The following is a 20,745-nucleotide window of genomic DNA, read 5'->3' on the forward strand; positions in this document are numbered from 1 at the left end:
GAAAACCGCCAGCGACCCTGGCGGTTTTTTTTCGCCCTGTCACCTGCCCCACCCCGGCACCGACGCGAAACATGATCCGAACACAGTAGACGTTTCCAATAGAACTCAAGACACATCCCCGGAGCATTCCATGCCGAAGAACACCGACGATTTGCGCATTCGCGAACTGAAAGAGCTGACGCCGCCGTCGCATCTGATCCGCGAATTCCCGTGCAGCGACACCGTGTCCGACCTGATCTACCAAAGCCGGAACGCGATGCACCGCATCCTGCATGGCATGGACGACCGCCTGATCGTCATCATCGGCCCCTGCTCCATCCACGACACCAAGGCAGCGATGGACTACGCCCGCCGCCTGGTCGAGCAGCGCGAGCGCTTCAAGAACGAGCTGGAAATCGTGATGCGCGTGTACTTCGAAAAGCCCCGCACCACGGTGGGCTGGAAGGGTCTGATCAACGATCCGCACATGGACGGCAGCTTCAAGATCAACGACGGCCTGCGCACCGCACGCGAGCTGCTGATGAATATCAACGAACTGGGCCTGCCCGCCGGCACCGAATACCTCGACGTGATCAGCCCGCAGTACATCGCCGATCTGGTGAGTTGGGGCGCGATCGGTGCGCGCACCACCGAAAGCCAGGTGCACCGCGAGCTGGCTTCAGGCCTGTCGTGCCCGGTCGGTTTCAAGAACGGCACCGACGGCAACGTGAAGATCGCCGTGGACGCCATCAAGGCCGCATCGCAGCCGCACCACTTCCTGTCGGTCACCAAGGGCGGCCACTCGGCTATCGTGTCGACGGCCGGCAACGAGGATTGCCACATCATCCTGCGCGGCGGCAAGGCGCCCAACTACGACGCTGCCAGCGTGCAGGAAGCCTGCGACGCCATCTCCAAGTCGGGCCTGGCCGCGCGCCTGATGATCGATGCCTCGCACGCCAACAGCAGCAAGAAGCACGAAAACCAGATTCCGGTGTGCGAAGACATCGGCCGCCAGATGGCAGCCGGCGATAACCGCATCGTCGGGGTGATGGTGGAATCGCACATCAACGCCGGTCGCCAGGACCACGTGCAAGGCACGCCGGTGTCCGACCTCGTCTACGGCCAGAGCGTGACCGACGCCTGCATCGGCTGGGACGATTCGGTGAAGGTGCTGGAAACGCTGGCCGACGCCGTGCGCAAGCGCCGTCTCGTGCCGGGCAGCGGCAACTGAAACGCCATCAAGTTGATTTGGGAAGGGCGCCTGCGGGCGTCCTTTTTCTTTGCGCGCGCATCAACGCGCAGATCTATAACAAATGTGAGCGAGACGTATCAAAGTCACACAAGTGCGTTGTCTTTGACATATCGTAGGTGGGTTCCCCCCCTGCTCTTTCGGAGGCACCCATGGCAGACAACCTGGCGGACACCGCCGTCAACACCGCAAGCAAGTACCAGGCAATCGTGGCGCAGTACGCCACCGACGTCGGCATGAAGATACTCGGCGCCATCGTCTTCTGGGTCGTCGGCCGCTGGCTGATCAACCTCGCGGTGCGCATGGTAGAGGCTTCACTGAGCCGACAGAAGGTCGATCCGACCGTGCTGCGGTATGTCGGCTCCATCATCACCGTCACGCTGAATGTGCTGCTGGTGATCGGCATCCTCGGCTATTTCGGCATCCAGACGACGACGTTCGCGGCGCTGATTGCCGCAGCCGGTGTGGCCATCGGCATGGCGTGGTCGGGGCTGCTGTCCAACTTTGCGGCGGGCGCGTTCCTGATCGTGCTGCGGCCGTTCAAAGTGGGCGACTTTGTGACGGCCGGCGGCGTGACGGGCACGATCAAGGAGATCGGCCTGTTTGCCACGACCATCAACACGCCGGACAACGTGGTCACGATTGTGGGCAACGGCAAGATCTTCGCCGACACGATCCAGAACTACACCTCCAACCCTTTCCGCCGCGTCGAGCTGAAGGCGCAACTGGCGGGCAGCGCAGACCACCGCGCCGCCATCACGCTGCTCAAGGAGAGGATTGCCGCGATTCCCAACGTGCTGACGGATCCGGCCGTCGATGTGGAAATTCTGGAATTCAACCTGGTGGGGCCCGTGCTGGCCGTGCGCCCGTACACGCACAACGACAACTACTGGCAGGTCTATTTCGACACCAACCGCACGATCAAGGAAGCGCTGGCCGAAGGCGGCTTCCCGGCGCCCACGCCATCGCAGGCCCTGACCATCACCACGCCGGGGCAGTTGGCGGGCTTGGCTGCCGTGGCACAAAGCACGACTACACCGACCACCGTGAACTGATCCACGCGGTGCACGGCAAACGGCCCGGCCGAGGTAGCAACCTCGCCGGGCCGTTTCTCTTACGTTAAGTGTCGAGGCCGATCAGGCTGGCTTGTGTTCGTCGCGCTTCCACAGCACGTCCGTGCCGCCATCTGCGCGATTGAGCACGCGGGCCAGCACGAACAGCAGGTCCGACAGGCGGTTGACGTATTGGCGCGGCGCCTCGCCAATGGTCTCTGCGCGGCCCAGTGCAACGATGCTGCGCTCGGCACGGCGCGCGACGGTGCGGCAGACATGCGCCTGTGCCGCAGCGCGACTGCCACCGGGCAGGATGAATTCGGCCAGCCGGGGAAGATCGGCGTTGTAATCGGCCAACCATTGATCGAGCCGCAACACGTGCGCTGTCGTCACCATCGTGTAGCCGGGAATGCACAGTTCGCCACCCAGATCGAACAGGTCGTGCTGGATGGCCGTGAGCGCCGCGCGCACGCCGTCGGGCAGCGTTTCCGTGAGCAGCACGCCGATGTGCGAGTTCAGCTCGTCGACGTCGCCGATGGCGGCGATGCGCAGGCTGTCCTTGGCCGTGCGGCTGCCGTCGCCGAGGCCGGTGGTCCCGTCGTCGCCGGTGCGGGTGGCGATTTTGGATAGGCGGTTGCCCAAGGTGCGTCTCCTGTTCCTGTATTGGCGCGTTGCAAGCCGCCATTATCGCAAGCGGCGTGCAACCCCGGCGTTAGAATGATTCATTGGCCCGCCGAGAGCCGCACAACATTGCGAGACCCCCATGAACCACCCGATTCCCCATCCCCGATTGGTGCGCAAGCCGATCCCCCCGGTCATGCTCGACGCACTGCGGGCCCGCTTCGGCGATCGCATCTCCACCACCGAGGCCGTGCGCGCCCACCACGGTCGTGATGAATCCGCCTACGACCCGATGCTGCCCGACGCCGTCGTCTTCGCGCAGACCACCGAGGAAGTCGCTGCCGTCGCCAAACTCTGCTTCGAGCACGAGATTCCGCTGATCCCGTATGGCGCCGGCTCGTCGCTCGAAGGCCATCTCCTGGCGGTGGCCGGCGGCGTGAGCCTCGATCTTTCGCAGATGAACCACGTGCTGTCGGTGCACCCGGAAGACCTGACGGTGACGGTCGAACCGGGCGTCGCGCGCAAGCAGCTCAATACCGAGATCCGCGATACCGGCTTGTTCTTCCCGATCGACCCGGGCGCGGATGCCTCCATCGGCGGCATGTGCGCGACGCGTGCTTCCGGCACCAACGCCGTGCGCTACGGCACGATGCGCGAGAACGTGCTGAACCTGACGGTCGTCACCGCAGACGGCCGCAGCATCAAGACGGCCAACCGCGCGCGCAAATCGTCGGCGGGGTATGACCTCACGCGGCTCTTCATCGGCAGCGAAGGGACGCTGGGCATCATCACCGAGATCACGCTGAAGCTGTATCCGCAGCCCGAAGCCGTGTCGGCGGCGGTGTGCGCCTTCCCGAGCATGGGCGATGCGGTATCCGCTGTGATCGACACCATCCAGATGGGCGTGCCGATTGCGCGCGTGGAGTTTGTCGATGCGCTGGCCATCCGCGCGATCAACCAGTACGACAAGCTGGCGCTGCCCGAGATGCCGACGCTGTTCTTCGAATTTCACGGCTCCGAGCACGGCGTGCAGGAACAGGCCGAGACCGTCCAGCAGATCGCCGCCGAACATAAAGGGCAAGGCTTCGAATGGGCAACACGCCCCGAAGACCGCAGCCGCCTGTGGAACGCCCGACACAACGCGTACTTTGCGTTCCTGCAGCTCAAGCCGGGGTGCCGCGCCGTCACCACTGACGTGTGCGTGCCCATCTCCCGCCTGGCCGAATGCGTGGTCGAGACCGAGAAGGACCTGCTCGCCAGCGCGCTGCAGTTGCCCGCCCCCATCGTTGGCCACGTGGGCGACGGCAACTTCCACGTTGCGCTGCTGATCGACCCAAACAAGCCGGAAGAACTGGAAGAAGCCGAGCGCATCAACCAGCGCATCGTCGCGCGTGCGATCGCCATGGACGGCACCTGCACAGGCGAACACGGCGTGGGCCTGCATAAGATGGACTTTCTCATCGCCGAACACGGTAACGATGCGATCGACCTGATGCGCAGTGTCAAGCAGGCGCTGGACCCGAAGCACATCCTGAACCCGGGCAAGATCTTCCACCTGTAACCGATTCACCCACCAGCGACCGCCCGCATGTCCTCCGTCTTCAAGCGCGTTCCTCCGTTGCATCTGCTGATTGCCTTTGAGGCGGGGGCGCGCCATGCGAGCTTCGCGCGTGCGGCCGAAGAGCTATCTGTCACGCCCAGCGCGGTATCGCACCGCATCAAAAATCTGGAAGAGCTGTGGGGCGAAGACCTGTTCGTGCGCACCGGCACGGCACTGCGGCTGACTGCCGCAGGCACGCGCTACCTGCGCAGCGTGCAGGATGCGCTCAAGAGCCTCCATGAACTGGCCCGCCCGGAATTCAGCAAGCAGCGCGCACGGCTGCGTGTGGCGATTCCGCCCACGTTCGGCCGTCAGCACCTGGTGGCTCGCATTCCAGAGTTCAACGCGCTGTACCCGCATATCGACGTGGAACTGCATCTCGCCATCCCGTTCCTCGACGTGAAGGCCGAGGACACCGATGTCGAGATCCGCTATGGCACCGGCCGCTACCCAGATCTGAAGACCACGCTGTTGCTCAACGAGCCGGTGTTCCCGGCGTGCGGGCGCGGCTATTTCGAGCAGATCAGCGGCAACACCATCACCGAAGCATCGCAACTGCTGAACCTCACGCTGCTGCGCAGCCCCCTTGAGCCGTGGCGCCCGTGGTTTGAGGCGGCTGGGCTTGACGCGCCCGAGCCCGCCACCGGTTCGCTCTTCAACGACATCGGGCTGATGCTGGAAGCCGTCGTCTCAAACCAGGGGGTGGCGCTCGTGAGGCAGGCAATGGCCCGCAACTGGCTGGCCTCGGGGCAGATCGTGCGGCTGCTGGACATCGAATCGACGTCGCCACATGCTTATTACATCGTGCAGCGCGAGCAGGCACCGATGAAGCCCGAGGCGCAGCATTTTGTGGACTGGTTGCTCGGGCTGGATTGGTAAGCCGTCAGCCGCCAGCCGTGGGCAGTGGAGGCGCGTCGCCGGGCCTCAAACCACCGGATTCGAAACTTTTAGTATCGACGTTGACGTTCGGAACGCCAGCGTTGATGAAAAAAGCAGCAACGTCGGAGCAAAAAGCGTCATGGGTCGACCCTCTGAGCCTCGAAGTCGACGTTCCGAACGTCATCGTTGCTGTTTTTTTCATCAACGCCGACTGTATTTGCCTCACGCGTGAGGTATCCGAACCTCAGATTCGAAACTTTTAGTGTGAGAGTCGGTGTTTTGAACCCCGCCGTTGGTAGTCAAAGGCTCGATCGTGAAGGTCGGACCTCCACCCACGGCCGGCGAAACCTTGCTGCATCGCGATGAACCACATTGGCCGTCCCGGCGAGCCAAATTCATCGCCGCAAAAGTCCTTAACACGCCGCGCGGCGCGGCGGCCGGGCTATAGTGCCTCCCACCCCGGCCAGCGCTGGCGGGCAGAACCATGAGAGACACCCCATGAATGCGCCATCGTCGTTGTCCGCCACCGCCCGCGATCTGACCGCCCTGCAGGCCGAGCTGACCGCCGCGCTGTCCAACATCGTGTCCGACGACGCGCTGCTCTGGGAGCGCGAGGACACTACTCCGTATGAATGCGATGGCCTCGCCGCTTACCGGCAGGTGCCGCTGGCCGTGGTGCTGCCGGATACCGAGGCGCAGGTCGTCGAGATCCTGCGCGTGTGCCACCGCATGGGCGTGCCCGTGGTGCCGCGCGGCGCAGGAACGAGCCTGTCGGGCGGCGCGATGCCGACGCCGGGCGGGCTGGTGCTGTCGCTGGCCAAGTTCAAACGCATCATCAAGGTCGACCCATACACACGTACCGCGGTGGTCCAGCCGGGCGTGCGCAACCTTGCCATTTCGGAAGCCGCCAACCCGCATGGGCTGTACTACGCGCCCGATCCGTCGTCGCAAATCGCCTGCACCATCGGTGGCAACGTCAATGAAAACTCGGGCGGCGTGCACTGCCTGAAATACGGCCTGACCGTACACAACGTGCTGCGCGTGCGCGCCGTGATGATGGACGGCGAGGTGGTCGAATTCGGCAGCGAGGCGCCCGACGCACCGGGCCTGGACCTGCTGGCCACGGTGATCGGCTCCGAAGGCATGCTGGCGGTGGTGACCGAAGTGACCGTGCGCCTGATCCCGAAGCCGCAACTCGCGCAGGTGATCATGGCGAGCTTCGACGATGTGGAATCGGGCGGCAACGCCGTGGCCGATGTGATTGCCGCGGGCATCATCCCGGCCGGGCTGGAGATGATGGACAAGCCCGCCACCGCCGCCGTGGAGGAATTCGTCTGCGCCGGCTACGACCTGGACGCGGCCGCCATCCTGCTGTGCGAATCCGACGGCACGCCTGAAGAGGTGGCCGAAGAGATCGCGCGCATGAGCGAAGTGCTGCGGGCCTCGGGTGCCACCCGCATCCAGGTCTCGCAAAGCGAAGCCGAGCGCCTGAAGTTCTGGAGCGGCCGCAAGAATGCATTCCCTGCGGCAGGCCGCATCTCGCCGGACTATTACTGCATGGACGGCACCATCCCGCGCAAGCACATCGGTACGCTGCTGCGGCGCATCCAGCAGATGGAGCAGAAGTACGCCCTGCGCTGCATCAACGTGTTCCACGCGGGCGACGGCAACATGCACCCGCTCATCCTCTTCAACGGCGAAGACCAGGACGAATGGCACCGCGCTGAACTGTTCGGCTCCGATATCCTCGAGACCTGCGTGGAACTTGGCGGCACGGTGACGGGCGAACACGGCGTGGGCGTGGAAAAGCTCAGCTCGATGTGCGTGCAGTTCTCGGCCGAAGAGCGCGACGCCTTCCTGCGCGTCAAGGCGGCGTTCGACCCGGCGCGTTTGCTGAACCCCGACAAGGCCATCCCCACGCTCGCGCGCTGTGCCGAATACGGCAAGCTGCACGTGCGCAACGGCCTATTGCCCCACCCCGATCTGCCGCGCTTCTGATCGCCGCCTGACCATTCCGAAGCCGCACGCAGCGACCAAGCCGTTGCGCCCGAAGGTTCAACATGCTCATCACGTCTGACACCGCCCTTTCGCCTGCGCTCGCACGCTTTCGCGACGCCATTACGCAGGCCGCAAGCAACCGCACGCCGCTCACCCTGCGCGGCGGCGGCACAAAGGATTTCTATGGCCGCGCGCCTGCACCCGACGGCACCGTGCTCGATACGCGCGAGTGGTCCGGCATCGTCGATTACGACTGTGCAGAACTCGTCATCACGGCGCGCAGCGGCACACCGCTCGTCGAGATCGAAGCCGCGCTGGCCGAGCACCGCCAGATGCTCGCGTTCGAGCCGCCCCACTTTGCTGCGGATGGCAAGCAGGCCACCGTCGGCGGTGCGTTTTCAGCCGGCCTGTCCGGCCCGCGCCGGCAGTCGGTGGGCGCGCTGCGCGATTTCGTGCTCGGCGCGGTCGTCATGGATGACCGCGGCGACATGCTCAACTTCGGCGGCCAGGTAATGAAGAACGTGGCCGGTTACGACGTCTCGCGCCTGATGGCCGGCGCGCTCGGCACGCTGGGCTTGATCGTGCAGGTATCGCTCAAGGTGCTGCCGATGCCGTTCTGCGATGCGACGCTGCGCTTCGCAATGCCGCAGGCCGAAGCCATCGACACGCTCAACCGCTGGGGCGGCCAACCGCTGCCGATTGCCGCGTCGGCGTGGATCGATGGCGCGCTGTGGGCCCGTTTGAGCGGCGCCGATGCGGCCGTGCGCGCCGCCATTGCCAAGCTTGGCGGCGAGCGCGTTGACGACGCGGAAGGGGCCGCATTTTGGCGCGACCTTCGCGAGCAATCGCATGCATTTTTCGCCCGCGCCGTGCAAGGCAGCCTGCCGCTGTGGCGCATCGCCCTGCCCCCGGCCACGCCGCCGCTGGCGCTCGGTCATGCGTCGGCCGATGAGCAGCTCGTCGAATGGGGCGGCGGCCAGCGCTGGTGGATCGACACCGGCAACACCTCCGCCGACGCCATCCGCGATGCTGCCCGCAAGGCCGGCGGCCACGCCACGCTGTTCCGCAACGGCGACCGCGCCAGCGACATCTTCACGCCCGTCGCCGCGCCGTTGATGGCCGTGCACAAACGCCTGAAAGACAGCTTCGATCCGCACGGCATCTTCAACCCGGGCCGTCTGTATTCAGCGTTCTGACTGCCGACTTCCAACGCTAGCCCATCATGCAAATCACGCTCGCGGCGTTCCTGCGCAACACCCCCGACGGCGAAGAAGCCCAAAGCATCGTGCAGAAGTGCGTGCACTGCGGTTTCTGCACGGCCACCTGCCCGACCTACCAACTGCTCGGCGATGAGCTGGACGGCCCGCGGGGGCGCATCTACCTGATGAAGCAGGTGCTGGAGGGCCAGCCCGCCGGCCCAGCCACGCGCCTGCACCTGGACCGCTGCCTGACCTGCCGCAACTGCGAATCGACCTGCCCATCCGGCGTGACCTACGGGCGCCTGGTCGAGATCGGCCGCAAGATCGTCGATGACCAGCTCGACGCGAAAGGCGAATCACGTCCCCTTGGCGAACGCGCCGTACGCTGGGCGCTGCGCGAAGGGCTGACGCGGCCGGCGCTGTTCGGCTCCGCGCTCAGGCTCGGACAGGCAGTGCGGCCGATGTTGCCGCCGGTGCTGCGCAACAAGGTTCCGGCCAGGCAGCCTCACGCCGGCACGCGGCCCGGCACCGCGCACGCACGCAAGATGCTGTTGCTCGAGGGCTGCGTACAACCCGCCATGTCGCCCAACATCAATGCGGCCACGGCGCGCGTGTTCGACAAGCTGGGCGTGCAGCTCATCAGTGCAGACCGTGCGGGCTGCTGCGGCGCGATCCGCTATCACATGAACGACCATGCGGGCGGCCTCGGCAACATGCGCGCCAACATCGACGCATGGTGGACGCACATCGAGGCGGGCGCCGAGGCCATCGTCATGACGGCCTCCGGGTGCGGTGCGATGGTCAAGGAATACGGCCACTTGCTCCGCGATGACCCGGCCTACGCCGAACGTGCGGCGCGCGTGTCCGCGATGACGCGCGACCTGTGCGAGGTGCTGCCGGCGTTCTCGCAGCAGCTTCTGCAGAAAACCAAACCCGAAGCACAACGGCCGCGTGTGGCGTGGCACCCGCCCTGCACGCTGCAGCACGGTCAGCAGATTCGCGGTGCGGTGGAAGCGCTGCTCGCCTCGCTCGGCGTGGACGTCAAGCTCTGCGCCGACAGCCACCTGTGCTGCGGCTCGGCGGGTACGTATTCGGTGCTGCAACCGAAGGTCGCCTACCGCCTGCGCGACGACAAGCTCGCCAAGCTGCAGGCGACGCAGCCCGAGCGCATCGTCACCGCCAACATCGGCTGCGTGACGCATCTGCAGAGCGGCACGGACACGCCGGTCGAACACTGGATCGAGCTGGTCGACCGCATGCTGGCCTGAGGCGAGCGCAGCCGGGTTCTATACTTGGCGCTTCGTTTTGCCCGGAGGCCCCATGCTGCAAACCTTCGCGATCCTGTTGACGTTCCAGTCGGTGGGAGAGTTGTTGACGTATTCGCTGCACCTGCCGGTGCCCGGTCCGGTGATCGGGATGGTGCTGCTGGTCATCTACCTGCTGGTGGACAAGGGCCGCGTGCTCGAAGTCATGCAGGGCACCGTCCGTGAACTGCTGCGGCATCTGACCATCCTGTTCGTGCCGGCCGGCGTGGGCGTCATGACGCAACTGAACCGCATCGGGCAGGAATGGCTGCCAATCGTGGTGGCGACCGTCGTATCGACGTGGCTGTCGATTGCCGCCGGTGCGCTCGTCACGCGCGCGCTGATGCGCCGCATGGGTCGCATTGACCACGGTGGCGGCGAAGGCCACGAGGAGTTGGCCCCATGAACGCGATGGCTCCGAACCTGCATCAACTCTGGGTCTACCTGGCCGCCAGCCCGCTGCTGGGGCTGACTGCCACGCTCATCGCCTACCTGATCGGAGTGCGTCTGCATGAGCGCAGCCGCTTCAACCCGATGGTCAATCCGCTGCTGATTGCGGTCGTCATCCTGGGCACACTCCTGACACTCACGGGCACGCCGTACAAGACGTACTTCGACGGCGCGCAGTTCGTGCACTTCCTGCTGGGGCCGGCCACGGTGGCGCTGGCGGTGCCGTTGTTTCAGCAGTGGGCGAAGCTGCGCCGCCACGCGGTACCGCTGATGGCTGGGCTCCTTGCAGGGTCGGTCGTGGCCGTGGTGTCAGCCGTGGGCATCGCGTGGCTGCTGGGCGCATCGCCAGAAACGCTGCGCTCCATGGCGCCGAAATCGGTGACGATCCCGATCGCCATGGGCATCTCGGAGAAGATTGGCGGCGCACCGACCATCACGGCGGTGCTGGTGCTCATCACCGGCATTGTCGGGGCGACGACCACGACGCGGCTGCTGAACCTGCTGCGCGTGCGCGAGTACAGCGTGCGTGGTTTTGCCACTGGCATTGCGGCGCACGGCATCGGTACGGCCCGTGCGTTTCAGGTCAATCCGGAAGCAGGGGCGTTCTCCGCATTGGGCATGGGCTTGAATGGCGTGCTGACAGCGGTGCTGGTGCCGCTGCTGGCGGGCTGGATTCCGCACTGAGCCACCCTCCCCTCCGCCCGGCATTCGCAGCCTGGGCAAGCTGCAACACGATCCTCAGTCCTCCTGAAGGCTCCTGACAGAACGCTGTCAGGAGCCCCCCTCCAGAATCGCTCCACCTTAACCGGCAACGGCACTCCCAACCGCCTGAGCCACCTAACGGAGCGAACATCATGGCAAGCGTCATCAACTGGTTTGAAATTCCCGCCAACGATTTCCCGCGTGCGGTGAAGTTTTACGAGAACGTCTTCGACACGCAGCTCAAGCAGGAAGATATGGGCGACCTGACCATGGGCGTGTTTCCGGCGGGTGAGACGACCATCCACGGTGCGCTGGTCAAGGGCGAGGGCTTTGCGCCGTCCGACAAGGGCAGCGTGGTCTACCTGAACGCGCCCAATCTGGATGCCGTGCTCGAGCGCGTGAACGGCAGCGGCGGCCAATGCGTCTTTGGGCCGATGACGCTGCCCGACCACATGGGCCGCATCGCCCACATCGTCGACACCGAAGGCAACCGCATCGGCCTGCACGAGCCCGATGCCAAGACGCAGGCGTACCTGCTACAGCAGTAACGCCCCCAGTGCCGGTGCGCGGGCGCCGGCCTTCACCACGAGACAGAGAAGAACACCATGCCGAGCCAATCCCCGTATCTCATGCGTGCCGCGGATGTCACCGCGCGCACGCAGTCGTTTTCACACCCCTGGAACAGCCTGTCGGAAATTCACGGCACGATGATGGGCCGGCTGCTCGGGCTCAAGCGCACGGGCGTGAATTTCGCGCGCGTGCCGCCGGGCAAGGAGTCGTTCGTCTATCACTCGCACCAACGCGAAGAGGAATGGATCTACATCCTTTCCGGCGAAGCGCAGGCCGAGATCGACGACAACATCTTCACCGTGCGCAGCGGCGATTTCATGGCCTTCCCCACAGGCGTCGCGCATCACCTGCGCAACTGCGGCAAGGACGATCTCGTCTATCTGTGCGGCGGCGAACATCTCAACATCGAGATTGCCGATTTCCCCCGACTGGGCAAGCGCATGCTGCGCCGTGGCGAGCAGGTGGATATCGTCGACATCCACCCTAAACGGGAACTGACGCGCTTCGGCGCGTAGGGGATATGGCCCGCATTGCACCCGGGCCCAAGCCCACTACAATGCCGCGCATGACCCGCCGCGCCGACCGCCTGTTCCAGATTGCCCAGATCCTGCGAGGCCGCCGTTTGACCACTGCGGCGATGCTGGCCGACCGCCTGGGCGTGTCGGAGCGCACCGTGTATCGCGATATCCGCGATCTGTCTGTCTCGGGCGTACCGATCGAAGGCGAGGCCGGTATCGGCTACCGCATGCGGGCAGGCTACGACCTTGCACCGCTCATGTTCACCGCCGACGAAGTCGAAGCGCTCGTGGCCGGCGCACGGATGATCAAGGCGTGGAGCGGCGGCACCATGGCCGAATCGGTGGACGCCGCATTGGAAAAGCTGATGGGCGCCCTGCCCGCGGAGCGCCGCAACGAAGCCGAGACCACGCGCATCTTCGCGCCCGGCTACGGCATGGGCAGCGAGGTCAAGCAGGTATTCGACACGCTACACGCAGCGCTTGGCCGCCACGCCGTTGCGCGGCTCGCTTACCGCGACGCGCAGGGCCAGTTGACCGAGCGCTGCATCCAGCCGCTCGGCCTGTTCTTCTGGGGACAGGTCTGGCTGGTGGCCGCCTGGTGCGAACACCGCCAGGACTACCGCACATTCCGCCTCGACCGCTGCGTCCAGGTCGACATTCTGGAGCGCCACTTCGCCGAATCCGCCGAGCGCTCGCTGGCGGACTTCATGCGCAAGGTGCGAGGCTCGTCGGATTAACGACCGTAACCAACGAACGCAACCTCAGGCGGGATCGGGCTCCGCCAGCAGCCGCTCAATATCGTCGGCAATCTCTTCGGGCTTGGTCAGGGGCGCGTAGCGCTTGTAGACCGTGCCATCGCGGCGCAGCAGGAACTTGGTGAAGTTCCATTTGATGGCTCCGATACCGAGCACGCCGGGCTTTTCCGTGGTCAGCCACTTGTAGAGCGGATGCGCGTTGGAGCCATTCACGTCGATCTTGCCGAACATCGGAAACGACACGCCGTAATTCTTTTCGCAAAAGGCGCCGATTTCGTCTGCACCGCCCGGCTCCTGCTTGCCGAACTGGTTGCACGGAAAGCCGAGCACTTCCAACCCCTTGTCGTGCAGCCGTTTGTACACCGCCTCCAGCCCGGCGTATTGCGGCGTGAATCCGCACTTGCTCGCCGTGTTCACGATCAGCAGGACCTTGCCCTTGTACTGCGACAGCGGCACGCGCTGGCCGGTCAACGAATCGGCCTCGAATGCATAAACGTCAGTCATGGCTACTCTCCGGAGGGTTGCAAACGGTAACCAGCGAGGCCGAGCAAACCTGGCACGCTGCACATCACCTCAAATGATGTAGCGTCTGCGCCACATCAGACGACATTCAGATGCTCTGTGCCGGCAGACAGGTCGGTCTGGCCACCGCGCTTGCTGTGCAGCTTGATCTGCAGGCGCAAGTCGTTGAGCGAGTCCGCGTTACGCAGCGCATCCTCGTACGTGATCTTGTTCTGTTCGTACAACTCGAACAGCGCCTGGTCAAACGAAATCATCCCCTGCTCGCGGGATTTCTTCATGACCTCCTTCAGCTCGTGCACCTCGCCCTTGAAGATGAGGTCTTGCACCAGCGGGGTCGCCAGCATGATTTCGACGGCCGGCACGCGCCCTTTCTTACCCTGACGCGGCAGCAGGCGTTGCGCAATCATCGCGCGCAGGTTCAGCGACAGGTCGATCAGCAGCTGTTGACGCTTTTCTTCCGGGAAGAAGTTGATGATCCGGTCGATCGCCTGGTTCGAGCTGTTGGCGTGCAGCGTGGCGAGGCACAGGTGGCCGGTTTCCGCATACTGGATCGCGTATTCCATCGTGTCGCGATCGCGGATTTCGCCGATCAGGATCACATCCGGCGCCTGGCGCAGCGTGTTCTTCAGCGCTACGTGCCAGGACTCGGTATCCACGCCCACCTCACGCTGCGTCACCACGCAGTTCTGGTGCGCGTGCACGTATTCGACCGGGTCTTCGATGGTGATGATGTGGCCGTACGAATTCGCATTGCGATAGCCCACCATCGCCGCCAGCGAGGTCGACTTGCCCGAGCCCGTGGCACCCACCACGATCACGAGGCCGCGCTTGCTCATGACGATCTCGTTCAGGATCGGCGGCAGGTCCAGCTCGCCCAGCGTCGGGATCTTCGTGTTGATGGTCCGCAGCACCATGCCGGCGCGGCCTTGCTGCATGAACGCCGACACGCGGAAACGCCCTGCACCCGGCGCCGTGATGGCGAAGTTGCATTCCGAGCTGTCTTCATACTCGCGCAACTGCTTCTCGTTCATGATCGACTTGACCAGACCGAGGGCCTGCTGGGCATTCAGCGGCTGCTGAGAGATCGGCGTGACCTTGCCGTCCACTTTGATCGCGGGCGGAAATTCTGCCGTGATGAACAAGTCCGAGCCACGGCTGTTCACCATCAACTGCAAGAGTTCGTGGATGTATTTGGTGGCGGCTTCGCGGTCCAGCATGGCGTGCCCCTCCTCGAAAGAATTGGAAAGCGCGCTGACGTATCGGTCAGCGTATCAGTTCGCGTGTCAGTTCGCGAACGCGTCCGGGTTCTTGGCGATGGCGCGTGCGTCTGCGTAGTTGATCGCCGAGCGCTTGATCAGCTCCGACAGGCACTGGTCGAGCGTCTGCATGCCCATGCCGCTGCTGGTCTGCATCATCGAGTACATCTGCGAGATCTTGTTCTCGCGGATCAAGTGACGGATGGCCGGCGTGGCAATCATGATTTCGTGCGCCGCAATCCGGCCCGAACCGTCGCGCGTCTTGAGCAGCGTCTGCGAGATCACCGCCTCCAGCGATTCGGAAAGCATGGTGCGGACCATCTCTTTTTCGTCCGACGGGAACACGTCGACGACCCGGTCGATGGTCTTGGCCGCCGAGCTGGTGTGCAGCGTGCCGAACACCAAGTGGCCGGTTTCTGCGGCGGTAAGCGCCAGGCGAATGGTTTCAAGGTCACGCAATTCGCCGACCAGCACCACGTCCGGATCTTCACGCAGCGCCGACTTCAGCGCATTGGCGAACGAATGGGTATGGGGCCCGAGTTCACGCTGGTTGATCAGGCTCTTCTTCGATTCGTGCACGAATTCGATCGGGTCCTCCACCGTGAGGATGTGGCCCATGTCGTTTTCGTTGCGGTGATTGACCATCGCGGCCAGCGTGGTCGACTTGCCCGAGCCGGTCGGGCCCGTGACGAGCACCAGGCCGCGCGGCTTCATCGCCAGGTCAGCGAACACGGCGGGCGCCTTCAGGTCATCCAGCGAGAGCACCTTCGACGGAATCGTCCGGAACACGGCCGAAGCGCCGCGGTTCTGGTTGAACGCGTTGACCCGGAAACGCGAGAGCCCCGGGATCTCAAACGAGAAGTCGACTTCCAGGTTTTCTTCGTAGACCTTGCGCTGCCCGTCGCTCATGATGTCGTACACCATGGAGTGCACATCCTGGTGCGTGAGCGGGGGCACGTTGATCCGGCGCATGTCGCCGTGGATCCGGATCATCGGCGGCAGTCCGGCCGACAGGTGCAAGTCCGACGCCTTGTTCTTGGCGGAAAACGCCAGAAGCTGCGCGATGTCCATCTTATAATGACCCCCGACTTTTTTATGTCGCCCGGGCGTCGCAATGGCGCCTCCAGACGCGCTCCGAGCCGTTGTTTTGACGTGCCGGAACCTTGTTTATTTGTAACAAACGTCGCCGGATTATGTCTGTAATCGCCGCCAACTTGCAAGCCGTGCGTCAACGGATCACAACGGCCTGCACACTGGCTTCGCGCGATGCTGCGGGTGTCACATTGCTGGCCGTTTCCAAGACGTTCGACGCCGATGCCATACGCGCCGCGCATGCCGCCGGGCAACGCCTCTTCGGCGAAAACTACGTGCAGGAAGGCGTTGCCAAGATCGACGCGCTGGCCGACCTGCGCACGGGCACCGACCCGATCCGCTGGCACTTCATCGGCCCCCTGCAGAGCAACAAGACGCGCGCCGTGGCCGAACAGTTCGACTGGGTGCACAGCGTCGATCGCCTGAAGATCGCCGAGCGGCTGTCGGCGCAGCGCCCGGACACCTTGCCGCCGCTGCAGGTCTGTCTCGAGATCAACATCAGCCGCCAGGCCAGCAAACATGGCCTGCTGCCCGATTTCGATGAAGTGCTTGCCGTGGCACAAGCCGTCTCGGCGCTGCCCCGTCTGCAATTGCGCGGCCTGATGGCCGTGCCCGAGCCGAGCGATGACCCCGCCGCGCAACGCAAGCCGTTTGCCGATCTGCGTGCACTGGCAAATAGGCTGCGCGAGGCCGGCATCCCGCTCGATACGCTGTCGATGGGCATGTCCGCCGATCTGGAAGACGCGATTGCCGAAGGCGCCACGATTGTGCGCGTCGGCAGCGCCATCTTCGGCGCGCGGCATTACGCCCACGCCTGAATTCCTGTTTCCTCTCACACCACCACTCTCATGCTCGACACTCTGAAACTCGGCTTCATCGGCGGCGGCAACATGGCGGCGGCCCTCATCGGCGGCCTCATTGCCAAGGGCGCACACGGCGCCAACATCGTGGTGGTGGATCCGACCGAGTCTGCCCGCAGCCGCGCCGAACAGACCTGGGGCGCCCGCACCGCTGCCGCTCCGGGCGCAGAACTGGCCGACCGCGACGTGATCGTCCTGGCAGTCAAACCGCAGCAGATGCGCGAGGTCTGTGCGCAACTCGCCCCGCATCTGGGCGACAGCCTGGTGCTGTCGGTGGCGGCGGGCATCCGCATCCAGGATCTGTCGCGCTGGCTGAATGGCCATGCACGTGTGGTCCGGGCGATGCCGAATACGCCTGCGCTTTCCGGCCTCGGGATGACCGGCCTGGCCGCCAACGCTGGCCTGTCGGACGGGGACCGGGCTACCGCCAGCGCCATCGCCAATGCCGTCGGCAAGAGCGTTTGGGTGCCCGCCGAAGCGCAGATCGATGCGGTGACCGCCATCTCGGGCAGCGGCCCCGCGTACGTGTTCTATTTCATCGAAGCGATGCAGCAGGCGGCGCAGGAGTTGGGGCTGTCGGCTGAGGATGGCCGCACGCTGGCGGTCGAGACGTTTATTGGTGCGGCCACGCTGGCGGGCCAATCGACCGAGCCGGTGGAGGTGTTGCGCGAGCGTGTGACGTCCAAGGGCGGGACAACCTATGCGGCGCTGACGTCAATGGAAGGCGCTGATATCAAGGCTGCCTTTGTGCGGGCGATGCATGCCGCGGCGGCTCGGGGGAAGGAGATGGGGGAGGAATTTGGGCGGGATTGAGGGTTATTGGTCTATCCCTTGTTTCATCCCCTGCCGGGGCTGGCTCACTTTCTTTGTCTTGCCAAAGAAGAGTAGGTCGTGCCCCGGCAGGGGATGAAACCAGGGACGCACCACAAACGCCCTAGCGCAGCAAATACGCTCCCGCCACCCCGGCAAACAAACAAGCCCCCAGCCAATTGTTATGCCGGAAAACAAAAAAGCACTTCATCCGATCACGCGTCTGCAGCATCGGGTAATACCAGAGCGACAACGCCACGGCAGCGGCAAACCCAATCCAATACGCCACGCCTAGTGCCATCACATGGCCAGCCCAGGCCATGATCCCGAAGAAGCCGACGTAGCACAGCATGATCGCCGCCACGTCGTAGCGTCCGAACGTAATGGCCGACGTTTTGATGCCGATGAGCAGATCGTCATCGCGGTCGACCATCGCATATGCAGTGTCGTAGGCGACGGCCCAGAACACATTGCCGGCCAGCATCAGCCATGCGAGCGCCGGCACCTGATCCTGCACCGCTGCATACGCCATTGGAATTCCAAACCCGAACGCAATACCGAGGTACGCCTGCGGAATCGCGAAGAACCGCTTGAAGAACGGATACGTGCCGGCAATCACAATGGCGGCGACCGACATCCACTTCGTCAGCGCGTTGAGCGGCAGGATCAGCGTGAAGGCAATGAGCGACAGCACCGCGGCAACTGCCAGCGCTTCCCACGGTGCGATCAGGCCAGCGGTGAGGGGCCGCTCCTTGGTACGTTTGACGTGCTTGTCAAAGTCGCGATCCGCCCAGTCGTTGACCGCGCAGCCGGCCGAGCGCATCAGGAACGTGCCGACCGTGAAAATCACCACCAGCGACAGCGGCGGATGGCCATCGGCGGCCATCCACAGCGCCCACAGCGTCGGCCACAGCAGCAGCAGCGTGCCGATCGGTTTGTCCATCCGCATCAGGCGCGCATAGAGCACGAGGCGGCTGGGTTGGGCAGCGGACGATTGCATGGAATTCACCAAAGAAAAATGGCGCCTGCACGAGGCAAGGCGCCATTTTAGTCCTGCCGAAAGCCGCTTACGCCGCGGCCAGATCGAACCGGTCGAGATTCATCACCTTGACCCACGCGGCGACGAACTCGCTGATGAAGCGCTCCTTGCCGTCGGCGCTGCCGAACACCTCGGCGAGGGCACGCAGGATCGAGTTCGAACCGAACACCAGATCAACGCGCGTGCCGGTCCACTTGCGCTCGCCCGTCTTGCGGTCATAGCCCTCGTAGATGTCGCCGACGGGCTTCCACTCGGTGTTCATGTCGAGCAGGTTGACGAAGAAGTCGTTCGTCAGCGCGCCGGGCGTGTGGGTCAAAACGCCATGCTGGCTGCCATCTGCGTTGATGTTGATGGCACGCAGGCCGCCGATCAGCACGGTCAGCTCCGGCGCTGTCAGCGTCAGGAGTTGAGCCTTGTCGAGCAGGAGCACTTCGGCCGGCACCGCAAACTGCGACTTCTGATAATTGCGGAAACCGTCGGCGACGGGTTCGAGCACCGAGAACGACGCGGCATCCGTCTGCTCGGCCGTTGCATCGACGCGGCCCGGCGTGAACGGCACGGTGATCGTCGTGCCAGCTGCCTTGGCGGCCAGTTCGATACCGACGCTGCCTGCCAGCACAATCACATCCGCCAGCGAAGCCTTGCCGGAGGCACGTTGAATTTCTTCCAGCTTGGCCAGGGTGCCGGCCACGGGCTGGTTGACGGCCCAATCGTTCTGCGGCGCCAGGCGAATACGCGCACCGTTGGCGCCGCCGCGCTTGTCCGAACCGCGGAAGGTCGAGGCAGATGCCCAGGCCACGGCAACCAGTTCGGATGCTGACAAGCCGGAAGCGGCAATCTTTGCCTTGAGGTCCGCGATATCGGCCTCGGTCGGCTTGTGCGTGGCGGCCGGCAGCGGGTCTTGCCAGATCAGGTCTTCACGGGGCACTTCGGGGCCGAGGTAACGCGACTTCGGTCCGAGATCCCGGTGCGTGAGCTTGAACCAGGCGCGGGCAAAGGCTTCGGCAAACGCCTGCGGGTTGTCGAGGAAGCGGCGCGAGATCTTTTCGTACGCCGGGTCGAAACGCAGCGACAAGTCGGTTGTCAGCATTGTCGGCTTGCGCTTGGGCGAGTCGGGCGTCGGGCCCGGAATGATCGCCTCGGCGTCTTTGGCCACCCATTGCAGCGCACCGGCCGGGCTCTTCTCCTGCACCCATTCGTACTTGAACAGGTTCTCGAAGAAGAAGTTGCTCCATTGCGCGGGGGTCTGCGTCCAGGTGACTTCCAGCCCGCTGGTGATGGCGTCCGCGCCCTTGCCCGACCCGTAGGTGCTGGCCCAGCCCAGCCCCTGGGCTTCCAGCGGAGCGGCTTCGACATCGGCGCCAACGTGGCTTGCGGGGCCCGCTCCGTGCGTCTTGCCGAAGGTGTGGCCGCCGGCAATGAGCGCGACGGTTTCTTCGTCGTCCATCGCCATGCGGGCAAAGGTTTCGCGGATGTCCTTGGCGGCCTCGAGCGGATCACCATGAGCATGCTCCGGTCCTTCCGGATTCACGTAGATCAAGCCCATCTGCACGGCGGCGAGCGGGTTCGCAAGGTTGCGGTCGCCCGAATAACGCGTGGCCTCAAGCCACTTGGTCTCGTTGCCCCAGTAGACGTCGTTGTCGGGTTCCCACGTGTCTTCCCGGCCGGCAGCAAAGCCGAACGTGCGGAAGCCCATGGTTTCGAGGGCCACGTTGCCGGTCAGGATCAACAGGTCGGCCCACGAAATCGCCTGGCCGTATTTCTGTTTGATGGGCCACAGCAAACGGCGCGACTTGTCGATGTTGACGTTGTCGGGCCAGGAATTGAGCGGTGCAAAACGTTGCTGGCCGCGCCCGGCGCCGCCACGGCCATCGCCCGTGCGGTACGTACCGGCAGCGTGCCATGCCATACGGATGAACTGCGGGCCATAGTGGCCGAAGTCCGCGGGCCACCAGTCTTGCGAATCCGTCATCAGGCGGCGCAGATCAGCCTTGAGTGCGTCGTAATCGATCGCGCTGAACGCCTTGCGGTAGTTGAACTGCGACCCGAGCGGATCCGACTTCTCGGAATGCTGGTTCAGCAAATCAACACGCAGCTGATTGGGCCACCAATCCTTGTTGGCCGTACCGCCACCGAAGGCGTGCGAAGCAGCGGGAGCATGGCCGGAAAACGGGCATTTGGCTTCAGTCGTCATGATTCTCTCGTCTAGGTCATGGGGTTGATGCCGCCCCACCCGCAGCACAACGGGCTCGCGGGAGGGGCGCAATTCGCTGCTGTCGAAACGCCTGTC

Annotated in this window: 20 protein-coding genes; 14 read left to right on the forward strand and 6 right to left on the reverse strand. The window is 64.4% G+C overall.

Going from position 1 to position 20,745, the window contains the following annotated elements; genetic code table 11:
• The first annotated feature begins 130 nt into the window (after positions 1–130).
• Together aroG and N5B55_RS12610 are read left to right on the forward strand one after the other, a co-directional pair.
• Positions 131–1,210, forward strand: coding sequence for a 3-deoxy-7-phosphoheptulonate synthase AroG (aroG, locus tag N5B55_RS12605; protein ID WP_009241455.1), 1,080 nt, complete (start codon positions 131–133; stop codon positions 1,208–1,210).
• A gap of 170 nt (positions 1,211–1,380) precedes the next feature.
• Positions 1,381–2,283, forward strand: coding sequence for a mechanosensitive ion channel family protein (locus N5B55_RS12610; RefSeq protein ID WP_304538352.1), 903 nt, complete (start codon positions 1,381–1,383; stop codon positions 2,281–2,283).
• A gap of 81 nt (positions 2,284–2,364) precedes the next feature.
• Here the strand turns inward: N5B55_RS12610 and N5B55_RS12615 are convergent, their stop codons facing one another.
• Positions 2,365–2,922, reverse strand: a complete 558-nt coding sequence (locus N5B55_RS12615) for a cob(I)yrinic acid a,c-diamide adenosyltransferase (protein WP_065859659.1) — start codon at positions 2,920–2,922, stop codon at positions 2,365–2,367.
• A gap of 121 nt (positions 2,923–3,043) precedes the next feature.
• Here N5B55_RS12615 and N5B55_RS12620 point away from each other — a divergent pair, with 121 nt between their 5' ends.
• The 10 genes from N5B55_RS12620 (at position 3,044) to N5B55_RS12665 (ending at position 12,858) form a co-directional block, all read left to right on the forward strand.
• A complete protein-coding gene (locus tag N5B55_RS12620; RefSeq protein ID WP_304538353.1) occupies positions 3,044–4,462 on the forward strand; it encodes an FAD-binding oxidoreductase in 1,419 nt (472 codons plus the stop codon).
• A gap of 27 nt (positions 4,463–4,489) precedes the next feature.
• The gene (locus tag N5B55_RS12625) at positions 4,490–5,380 is read left to right on the forward strand and encodes a LysR substrate-binding domain-containing protein (protein ID WP_012762824.1); all 891 of its coding nucleotides are present in this window, start codon (positions 4,490–4,492) and stop codon (positions 5,378–5,380) included.
• 498 nt (positions 5,381–5,878) lie between these two features.
• Positions 5,879–7,378 (forward strand): FAD-linked oxidase C-terminal domain-containing protein, encoded by a 1,500-nt coding sequence (locus N5B55_RS12630; protein WP_012762825.1) that lies wholly within the window; start codon positions 5,879–5,881, stop codon positions 7,376–7,378.
• A 62-nt stretch (positions 7,379–7,440) separates the two neighbouring features.
• Complete coding sequence (gene glcE, locus N5B55_RS12635) at positions 7,441–8,574, forward strand: glycolate oxidase subunit GlcE (RefSeq protein WP_304538354.1); 1,134 nt, start codon at positions 7,441–7,443, stop codon at positions 8,572–8,574.
• A gap of 26 nt (positions 8,575–8,600) precedes the next feature.
• A complete protein-coding gene (gene glcF, locus N5B55_RS12640; RefSeq protein WP_304538355.1) occupies positions 8,601–9,845 on the forward strand; it encodes a glycolate oxidase subunit GlcF in 1,245 nt (414 codons plus the stop codon).
• A gap of 52 nt (positions 9,846–9,897) precedes the next feature.
• On the forward strand, positions 9,898–10,287 hold the full coding sequence (locus N5B55_RS12645) for a CidA/LrgA family protein (protein ID WP_065859663.1): 390 nt from the start codon (positions 9,898–9,900) through the stop codon (positions 10,285–10,287).
• On the forward strand, positions 10,284–11,015 hold the full coding sequence (locus N5B55_RS12650) for an LrgB family protein (protein WP_178960649.1): 732 nt from the start codon (positions 10,284–10,286) through the stop codon (positions 11,013–11,015). Before N5B55_RS12645 ends, N5B55_RS12650 begins: the two co-directional genes overlap by 4 nt.
• Positions 11,016–11,185: 170 nt before the next feature.
• A complete protein-coding gene (locus tag N5B55_RS12655; RefSeq protein WP_004631619.1) occupies positions 11,186–11,581 on the forward strand; it encodes a VOC family protein in 396 nt (131 codons plus the stop codon).
• A 57-nt stretch (positions 11,582–11,638) separates the two neighbouring features.
• Positions 11,639–12,118 (forward strand): cupin domain-containing protein, encoded by a 480-nt coding sequence (locus tag N5B55_RS12660; RefSeq protein WP_304538356.1) that lies wholly within the window; start codon positions 11,639–11,641, stop codon positions 12,116–12,118.
• A gap of 41 nt (positions 12,119–12,159) precedes the next feature.
• Positions 12,160–12,858 (forward strand): helix-turn-helix transcriptional regulator, encoded by a 699-nt coding sequence (locus N5B55_RS12665; RefSeq protein ID WP_009277387.1) that lies wholly within the window; start codon positions 12,160–12,162, stop codon positions 12,856–12,858.
• A 24-nt stretch (positions 12,859–12,882) separates the two neighbouring features.
• On the opposite strand, the gene N5B55_RS12670 is transcribed toward N5B55_RS12665, so the two are convergent.
• The 3 genes from N5B55_RS12670 to N5B55_RS12680 form a co-directional block, all read right to left on the reverse strand.
• A complete protein-coding gene (locus tag N5B55_RS12670; RefSeq protein ID WP_065859666.1) occupies positions 12,883–13,380 on the reverse strand; it encodes a glutathione peroxidase in 498 nt (165 codons plus the stop codon).
• 95 nt (positions 13,381–13,475) lie between these two features.
• On the reverse strand, positions 13,476–14,615 hold the full coding sequence (locus N5B55_RS12675; protein WP_012762832.1) for a PilT/PilU family type 4a pilus ATPase: 1,140 nt from the start codon (positions 14,613–14,615) through the stop codon (positions 13,476–13,478).
• A 66-nt stretch (positions 14,616–14,681) separates the two neighbouring features.
• Positions 14,682–15,725, reverse strand: coding sequence for a type IV pilus twitching motility protein PilT (locus tag N5B55_RS12680; protein WP_009241469.1), 1,044 nt, complete (start codon positions 15,723–15,725; stop codon positions 14,682–14,684).
• A 122-nt stretch (positions 15,726–15,847) separates the two neighbouring features.
• Here N5B55_RS12680 and N5B55_RS12685 point away from each other — a divergent pair, with 122 nt between their 5' ends.
• Together N5B55_RS12685 and proC are read left to right on the forward strand one after the other, a co-directional pair.
• Positions 15,848–16,564: a YggS family pyridoxal phosphate-dependent enzyme gene (locus tag N5B55_RS12685; RefSeq protein WP_304538357.1), complete on the forward strand. Its 717-nt coding sequence runs from the start codon at positions 15,848–15,850 to the stop codon at positions 16,562–16,564.
• 30 nt (positions 16,565–16,594) lie between these two features.
• Complete coding sequence (gene proC, locus N5B55_RS12690) at positions 16,595–17,419, forward strand: pyrroline-5-carboxylate reductase (RefSeq protein ID WP_304538358.1); 825 nt, start codon at positions 16,595–16,597, stop codon at positions 17,417–17,419.
• A 121-nt stretch (positions 17,420–17,540) separates the two neighbouring features.
• Here proC and ubiA read toward each other — a convergent pair whose 3' ends face one another.
• A complete protein-coding gene (gene ubiA / locus N5B55_RS12695) occupies positions 17,541–18,416 on the reverse strand; it encodes a 4-hydroxybenzoate octaprenyltransferase (protein WP_178960654.1) in 876 nt (291 codons plus the stop codon).
• Between the two features lie 67 nt (positions 18,417–18,483).
• A complete protein-coding gene (katG, locus tag N5B55_RS12700; protein ID WP_304538359.1) occupies positions 18,484–20,649 on the reverse strand; it encodes a catalase/peroxidase HPI in 2,166 nt (721 codons plus the stop codon).
• Positions 20,650–20,745: the final 96 nt, after the last annotated feature.

Origin of the sequence: Ralstonia pickettii (assembly GCF_030582395.1) — a bacterium.
Classification (GTDB): Bacteria; Pseudomonadota; Gammaproteobacteria; order Burkholderiales; family Burkholderiaceae; genus Ralstonia; species Ralstonia pickettii_D.